The organism is Streptosporangium sp. OZ121 (assembly GCF_051918885.1).
Classification (GTDB): Bacteria; Actinomycetota; Actinomycetes; order Streptosporangiales; family Streptosporangiaceae; genus Streptosporangium.
The window spans coordinates 1-2889 of sequence record NZ_JBPXMC010000073.1 but is presented as its reverse complement, the minus strand read 5'-3'; the positions used below and the strand labels follow the sequence as shown (position 1 = coordinate 2889).

General features: G+C 65.1%; 3 protein-coding genes. 1 reads left to right on the top strand and 2 read right to left on the bottom strand.

The window, feature by feature from the left end; genetic code table 11:
* Positions 1-1222, top strand: a 1222-nt coding sequence (locus ACTOQ1_RS42725) for a site-specific integrase (protein WP_440074307.1), incomplete at its 5' end; no start/stop codon positions are given.
* 261 nt (positions 1223-1483) lie between these two features.
* On the opposite strand, the gene ACTOQ1_RS42720 is transcribed toward ACTOQ1_RS42725, so the two are convergent.
* Together ACTOQ1_RS42720 and ACTOQ1_RS42715 are read right to left on the bottom strand one after the other, a co-directional pair.
* Positions 1484-2095 carry a hypothetical protein gene (locus tag ACTOQ1_RS42720; protein ID WP_440074305.1) on the bottom strand — a complete coding sequence of 204 codons (612 nt, stop codon included), beginning with the start codon at positions 2093-2095 and terminating at the stop codon, positions 1484-1486.
* Between the two features lie 389 nt (positions 2096-2484).
* Positions 2485-2889, bottom strand: a 405-nt coding sequence (locus ACTOQ1_RS42715; protein WP_440074304.1) for an NUDIX hydrolase, incomplete at its 5' end; no start/stop codon positions are given.

Here is a 2889-nt window from a genome sequence, read left to right as displayed (position 1 = left end):
CACTACTCGAACAGGAAGCGAGGGCATCATGACCACACGACGCAGCCGGGGAGACGGCGGCCTGCACTGGGACGAGACCCGCGAACGCTGGATCGCCTCGGTCACCGTCGGCTACACCCCGGCCGGAAAACGCATCGTCAAGAAGGCCAGCGGCAAGACCAAGACCGAAGCCAAGGCCAAGCTCAAAGAGATCATCCGCGACTACGAGGACGGGCTGGCCATCGCGTCGGGCGGCTACACCGTGGCCGATACGGTCAAGTACTGGCTTGAGCACGGGCTGAAAGGGCGGGGGAGCAAGACAGTCGGCCTGTACACCGAGTTCGCCGAGAACCACGTCATCTCCGCCCTCGGTGCCCGCAAGCTCCGTGACCTCTCGGTGGAGGACATTGACCGGTGGCTGGCGGGCAAGGCTCCGGAACTCAGCACGCGGACGCTCAAGATGATCCACGGCATCCTCAACCGGTCGGTGAAGAACGCCATGGTCCGCGACAAGGTGAAGCGCAACGTCGTGGATCTGTGCGAGGTCCCCGAGGGGCGCCAGGGGCGTAAGTCCAAGGCGCTCACGCTGACCCAGGCCACGGCCGTGATGACGGCTGCGGAACAGGCCAACACACGCATGCGCGGGTACGTCATCCTCTCGCTGCTCACGGGAGCTCGTACCGAGGAGTTGCGCGAACTGTCCTGGTCCCACGTGGTGGCGTTCGTCGACGAGCGCAGGGCGTGGGTTCCCGTCACGGAGGCGGGGTGGGAGCACACCGAGTACGCCGTCTACGTGTGGCGGTCGGTGCGGCAGAGCGGCGACACCAAGACCGTCAAGTCCCGTCGGACTCTCAAGCTGCCACAGCGGTGTGTCGAGGCGCTGCGGGATCTCTGGGAACACGAGGGGCTCAGCGACGGAACCACCGATCACGGCGGAACGGGCAGGCTGGTGTTCTGTACGAAGAACGGGACGGCGCTGAGCGCGGGCAACGTCCGGCGGGACTTCCGGAAGATCCTCAAGGAAGCGGGGCTGGTCGACACGGAGTGGACACCTCGGGAGATGCGGCACAGCTTCGTCTCGCTGCTCTCGGACTCCGGCGTCCCCATCGAGCAGATCTCTCGCCTGGTCGGCCACGCCAACACCGTGGTCACCGAGACGGTCTACCGGCTCCAGATCCGGCCCGTCATGCAGGAGGGCGCGACGGCGATGGACGATCTCTTCGGAGGCGCCCGGGGAGCTTAGTCACCCAGTTAGTCACTCAAGCCCGGTTTTCATGATCACAGACTGAGCATTCCCGCAGGTGGAGCCTAGGAGATTCGAACTCCTGACATCCTGCTTGCAAAGACGGATGCCGATCTTGCCCGGCCTGCGAAGACGCAGCTCACCGCCCTGATCGCGTTCCCCGTGACTCCCCGTTGTTCCCCCTCGTTTCCCGTCCCATCGGGCACGCGACGGGCACGGCGATCATGTGGGATCACGGGTCTGCTCTGCCGGACCTCTGTCCTACGGTGTGCGGTCACCGTATTTGTCGATGATCGCGCTGAGAGTGCGTGGGGCTGACGGCATCTCCTGCCCCAGTGGATCTGGTGAGGTGACGCCAGTGTGTACGGATCGCATCCATTCGTCGTCGACCACAGCCTGACATAGCGCTTCGGCGGTGATGAGCGTGGCGAGATCGCAACTGTTCTCCCAGGTCTCCCGACCTGCTGGGCTGGCGGCGATCCATTGCTCGACGCTGGCGAGATCAGGAACTGGGTACCAGTCCCACTCCAGCCTGTCGAATTTGACCACCAGGCCGCTTTCCGTGCGATACGAGACCATCGCTGGGGCGTGATCGATCCATGTAGCGCTCAGGCAGGGGCCGTACTGCGCCAGAATGGGAAGAGCTTGATCGGTGGTGGAATCGACGCGGTAGTCCATGATGACGGTGCCCTTGCCGAGGCGCCCGATGAACATGTCGACGTCGTCTGCGAGGAAGCGCGCCGGCTGGGTGCTCTCGGGTGAGATGGCATACGCAGCCAGGACGTCGTCAATCTTGGTGGCAGAGCACCACGTCAAGTTGACGACCAGCTGAGTGCGCAGGCGAAACCACTCGCGGTAGGTCGAGTCGATCACGGACGTTCCTCTCAGCTGACAGTTCCGCCATGGGTCACGCTCAATGATCTTCGCGTATCCGCGTGCCGTCCGCCGCCGAACTGCGATCAGCCACGTTGCTCGGTGAGCCAGGGTGAGGAACGAACCCTGGATCGTCGATCGCCCCCAAGCATGCACGGCCTCCAGCCATGCAGTGGCGATCGTAGGGCTGCATCTGTGCGGCGGCGGGGCAACCCCGGTCGGTGCGTTCGGTTGGTACGGCGGGGCCGATGTGTGGTGCCCGGCCCGGTGTCCCGCCGCCGTCCGGGACCGGCCCCCAGGCCGCACGCCCGGACGGCGGGCGGGCGGAGGGCCGGGGGTACGGCGGCGCGCCGCGCCGCCGCTTGATACCCATAAGAACAATTCGGCAATTACTCGTGTAGCTGTGACGACCCGAGTAGACGAGTGCCGTCGTGGTGGCGGATGGCTGGCGCTTGGTCCTGGTGCATGGCGTCGAGGACGCGGATGGCGAATGCCTCGGATGCGAGTGATGAGACCTCGTCCGCGGTGACCCAGCGGAACGCGCGGGCTTCGTCGGTTTCGGTGAGGTGGCCGCTGATGACCTTGCAGCGGAAGACGAGAGCGACGATGCCGCGTGTCATGTTCTTGTAGACGCCGGTGAGGGTGACGGGCTCGACCGTCAGGCCGGTCTCTTCGTGGATCTCTCGAAGCAGACCCGTGGTTATGTCCTCGTCGCGTTCCAGGACTCCGCCGGGTGCTTCCCAGTGGTCGTTGTCTCTGCGCTGGGTGAGGAGTGCTCGGCCTTGGTCGTCGAT